The organism is Idiomarina sp. UBA4206 (assembly GCF_002383015.1).
GTDB lineage: Bacteria > Pseudomonadota > Gammaproteobacteria > Enterobacterales > Alteromonadaceae > Idiomarina > Idiomarina abyssalis.
This window is the reverse complement of the sequence record NZ_DFTS01000074.1, coordinates 39,069-43,625: the sequence shown is the minus strand read 5'-3', so window position 1 is coordinate 43,625 and position 4,557 is coordinate 39,069. Positions and strand designations below refer to the sequence as shown.

Genomic DNA, 4,557 nt, shown 5'->3' with positions numbered 1-4,557 from the left:
AGTGGGAAGCCGGTATTAAGTACCAGCCTCAGGGTACAGAGCACCTGTTAACCATTGCCGCTTATCAAATTACAGAAGAGAACCGGGCAACTCCGGTAAACGATGCTGATGCACCAAATCCGGATGGCCAGGTACAAATAGGCGAAGTAGAGATTGAAGGTGTCGAATTTGAAGCACAGCTCGCCTGGGACTCTCTGGACGTTTACGCCAGCTATGCCTACACCGACGCGGCTGTTAGCAAGAGCAACATCCCATCTGAAGTCGGCAAGCCACTGTCAGCCACTCCTGATCATCAAGCTTCTGTTTGGGGAACTTACCGTCCGGACAACTGGAATGGCTTTAAAGTTGGTGCCGGCGTTCGCTATGTAGGGAACACCTCTGACGGTAACGTGGTATATAACGGCAACCCACTGTACTTAGAAACGCCAAGTTACACGGTGTTCGACGCCATGATTGGTTACGACTGGGGCAGTTACAGCTTGAGCCTGGATGTTGACAACCTGACAGACAGAACAGTGATTACCTCGTGTGGCGCGCGCGGTGACTGTTTCTACGGCCAGCAACGCACGGTTATGGCGAACTTCCGTTATAACTTTTAAGACTTAGTAAGTTTCACGTGCAGCCCCGGACGCCTTTCTTCCCAGCGTTCGGGGCTTTTTTATGGGGGAGTTTATTCAGGAGTGTAGTACTCAACACCAATTTGAATACGGTCGCGGCCATTTTGCAGGCGCCAGCGGTTGGTGTCGCGCAATGAGTAAACGCAGCCACAATATTCCTGCTGGTAAAAACGCTCACGCTTGGCAATTTCTACCATGCGGGCAGAGCCACCTTTTTTACGCCAGTTAAAGGTCCAGTAGTGCAGGCCGGGATAACGCGCAACCGCACGCTGACCGCAATCATTAATCTGTTCCATATTCTTCCAGCGTGAAATACCTAAGCAGCTGGTAATGGTGTCAAAGCCGTTTTCATGCGCATACAACGCCGTACGCTCAAAACGCATATCAAAACACACTCTGCAACGCTCACCACGCTCAGGTTCCCATTCCAGGCCTTTCACCCGCTCAAACCAGTTTTTGGTGTCGTAGTCACAGTCAATAAAGTCCACACCAAGCTTTTCTGCAAAGCGAATATTTTCCTCTTTACGCAGCAAATACTCCTTTTCAGGGTGAATATTTGGGTTATAGAAGAAAATCGTAAACTTAATGCCCGCTTCAGCCATCCGCTCCATTACTTCACCTGAACAAGGTGCGCAGCAAGAGTGCAGCAGCACATGGTCAGAGCCCGTAGGCGTCTCTAAAACAATGGATTCTTTCTTGTTTCTAGCCATAACTCTCTCTTCGCGGCTGAAATTTGTGCGAATTATAACTCAAACAGGCGGGGGCAAAAACCACTAACCTTGATGAAAAATTGTCCCCTGTTTTTTCGATGTTGACTATCGACAAAACCTATTGGAAAAAAGCTATCTTTACTCTCAATTCTAGATTACTTTGCACCGCTTTTTTTGACCTTTAAGTGGAAAGTAAAACAATGAAATTATCTAACATGTCCCTGGCTAGAATTAACCAGATAAACCTTCTTTTTCTGGTAAGCCTAGCTGTTATCCTGGGGCTTGCTCTATTCTCCGACATAACCGACGGTGTGCTTGCCGTGCCCGGTCTGGTTATTACACTATTAGCTGTTGTGTTCTTTATAATTTCACGACGGTTTCTCACGCTCGCGGTAAAAGAACTTAAGAGTATGGCTGAACAAGTCAGTAACGGTAACCTCGACCCTAGAGTAAATTTAAGCAGCGACAGTGAGTTTGGGCAAATTGCTCGTTCATTAAATCGTGCATTGAAGCGCTTCAGTCGTATTTTGACCCATGTGGATGGGGCCACAGAGAAACTAAGCAACTTGGCGGAACGCACGGCTTCTGTTTCTGATCGGTCTCATGTGACCAGCGAAAAACTGAGTGAGCAGTCGACTAGCTTGGCCTCCACTATTGAAGAAATTTCTGCCAGCATGAACGAAATGACGGCAACAATTGAGCGCATTAATAGCAATACCGACTCGGTTTCAGAGGTCAGCATTACTTCTGAGCAACAGATTAGCAAACTCGCCGAACGATTGAATAAACTCGTTAGCTCCGTCGAGTTGTTCGACAGTAGCTTTGATAAAGTTGAAAAAAGTGCTGAAAAAATCACTTCCTTCGTCGAGTTGATTGAAAGCGTAACTGAACAGACCAACCTGTTGGCTCTTAACGCTGCCATTGAAGCAGCCCGGGCAGGGCAGCACGGAAGAGGTTTCGCAGTAGTTGCTGACGAAGTCCGTTCTTTAGCTCAAAAGACCAAAGCGACGACAAGTGACATTGTTAACATGACTAATGAGCTTCGCGCTGTTATTTCATCATCTGGTGAAATTAGCGATCAGGCTTTAGAGGCTTCTAAAGAAGCTCAGATCATATCCACGGAAACCATTGAATCATTTAATCTGGTATTAGCTTCAATACGCGAAATTAATGCCGAAGTGGACATGGTAACCGAGGCCAGTAAGCAGCAGAATGATGCCGTAGAGAACGTCAGTAAAAGTATTCAGGTGCTGAGCGAACTTTGTGATGGCGCATATGAACAGGCAGAAACGTTGTCGAGTAATACTGACGAACTGAATAACCTCAGTAACGAAATCGTTAAGCAAATGGATAAACTGGACGACTAATATCGTTTAACTAAACTGTGTATATTCAATTTGGATATACACAGACCGCCTGAGTATCAATCAAGGTAGCCTTTACCAACTTATAAAAATTGCAACACATGAAAATACCTCAATGGCCATATCAGGCCTAGGTTATAGCGCTACATATGTTGAAATTCTGTAAAGCCTTTAAACAATCTTTACATTCTCACCCTTTAAATCGTTTATTTTTTGTTATTAAATGCAACAAATGATGTCAAACGACGTCATTTTCGTGCAGCCAAACGACGTATCCTCTGCTGCCTTCTTTGAAGGACTCATTGCAGTCCACATAAAAACAAAAAGAGAATATTACGTTATGAAAAAACTAAGTGTTCTTACACTGTCTGCTTTGGCAGTGTCGGTTTCATCTGCTTTTGCAAAACCACCTGAGCATTCTCAAGCTCAGCCACTACTTGATAACCAGAAGCAAATCGAAAGCGCCGCTCCGCAACGTTACATTATTAAATTTAAGAATAATGGTAACGCCGTACAGAAAATGGGGAACCGTGGCCGTTCTGAACTCGCGATATCTCGCGCAAACAACATGGTCAAAAAGGCCGGCGGTAAAGTAAAACTCAGCATGCGCCATAACCTGGCAGTTGCTGCTGAACTTACCGAAAAACAGAAAAAGCGCCTTGAGAAAAACCCTAACATTGAATACGTTGAAGTTGACCAAAAACGTCGCTTCATGGCTCAAGACGTACCTTACGGCATCGGCCAGGTTCAGGCTGACTTAGTTGATGACAGCGTTGCAGCTGCATCTGCCGGTGGTAAGAAAATTTGTGTTATCGATTCAGGTTTAGAGCTGCCGCACGAAGACATGGGTACACGAGGCGGCACCATCAACGGTACTAACGATAGCGGCACAGGTAACTGGCATGATAATGGTGGCCCTCACGGCACACACGTTGCTGGTACTATTGCCGCTTTAGATAACGGCCTGGGCGTTCGTGGCGTTATTGGCAGCAACCCTAACCTGCACATTGTAAAAGTATTTAACTCAAGCGGCTGGGGTTATTCATCTTCACTGGTTTCAGCGATTGAAACTTGTGCTAATAACGGCGCAGACGTCGTTAACATGAGCTTGGGTGGTGGCGGATCAAGCCAGACCGAAGCAAGCGCTATGCAAGACCTTCATAACCAGGGCGTTCTGCTTATAGCCGCTGCTGGTAACGACGGTTCAGCTTATAGCGAAACAGACCCAATGTCTTACCCTGCATCATACAACGCCGTTGTTTCAGTTGCGGCCGTAGACAGCAGTAAAAACCTGGCGTCTTTCTCGCAGAAAAACAGCCAAGTTGAAATTGCAGGCCCGGGTGTTGATGTTCTTTCAACTTACCCAGAAGGCACTGGCCAGCAAGGTAACTACGGTACTATGAGCGGTACGTCTATGGCGTCACCTCACGTAGCTGGTGTTGCAGCGCTAGTTTGGTCACATCATCCAACCTGTACCGCACAAGAAATTCGTGGCGTTCTTAACACCACAGCGCAGGACCTAGGTGCAGCAGGACGTGACGTTAAATTCGGTTACGGTTTAGCACAAACCAAAGACGCTATCGACTACATCGACGCTAATGGCTGTGACAGCTCAGGCGGCGGTGGAGATCCAGAGCCACCAACAGGCAGCGAACTGACGAACGGTCAAACCGTTAGCAACCTGTCCGCTACAACTGGCGACTCTCTGTACTACACCTTAGATGTTCCAGCCGGTGCGACTGACTTAAGCTTTAACATTAACGGCGGTTCAGGCGATGCTGACCTGTACGTTCGTTTCGGTTCAGAGCCAACTCAGTCTAGCTACGACTGTCGTCCATACCAAAGCGGTAATACCGAAACTTGTTC

4 protein-coding genes are annotated in these 4,557 nt (G+C 46.8%); 3 read left to right on the top strand and 1 reads right to left on the bottom strand.

From position 1 onward, the window contains the following. A partial coding sequence (locus B3180_RS14855; protein WP_286845275.1) for a TonB-dependent siderophore receptor occupies nt 1-599 on the top strand: 599 nt, incomplete at its 5' end. A gap of 71 nt (nt 600-670) precedes the next feature. Here the strand turns inward: B3180_RS14855 and B3180_RS14850 are convergent. Then, nucleotides 671-1,327 carry an epoxyqueuosine reductase QueH gene (locus B3180_RS14850; protein WP_054490416.1) on the bottom strand — a complete coding sequence of 219 codons (657 nt, stop codon included), beginning with the start codon at nt 1,325-1,327 and terminating at the stop codon, nt 671-673. Nucleotides 1,328-1,527: 200 nt separating this feature from the next. On the opposite strand from B3180_RS14850, the gene B3180_RS14845 reads away from it, so the two are divergent. Together B3180_RS14845 and B3180_RS14840 are read left to right on the top strand one after the other, a co-directional pair. After that, nucleotides 1,528-2,694 (top strand): methyl-accepting chemotaxis protein, encoded by a 1,167-nt coding sequence (locus B3180_RS14845; protein WP_278358953.1) that lies wholly within the window; start codon nt 1,528-1,530, stop codon nt 2,692-2,694. Nucleotides 2,695-3,031: 337 nt separating this feature from the next. Then, nucleotides 3,032-4,557 (top strand): S8 family serine peptidase (locus B3180_RS14840; RefSeq protein WP_286845272.1); only part of this gene is annotated, 1,526 nt, incomplete at its 3' end.

Excerpts from the sequence above, each read along its gene's own strand:
- B3180_RS14850 (WP_054490416.1), bottom strand. The coding sequence starts at position 1,327 with ATGGCTAGAAACAAGAAAGAATCCATTGTTTTAGAGACGCCTACGGGC.
- B3180_RS14845 (WP_278358953.1), top strand. The coding sequence starts at position 1,528 with ATGAAATTATCTAACATGTCCCTGGCTAGAATTAACCAGATAAACCTT.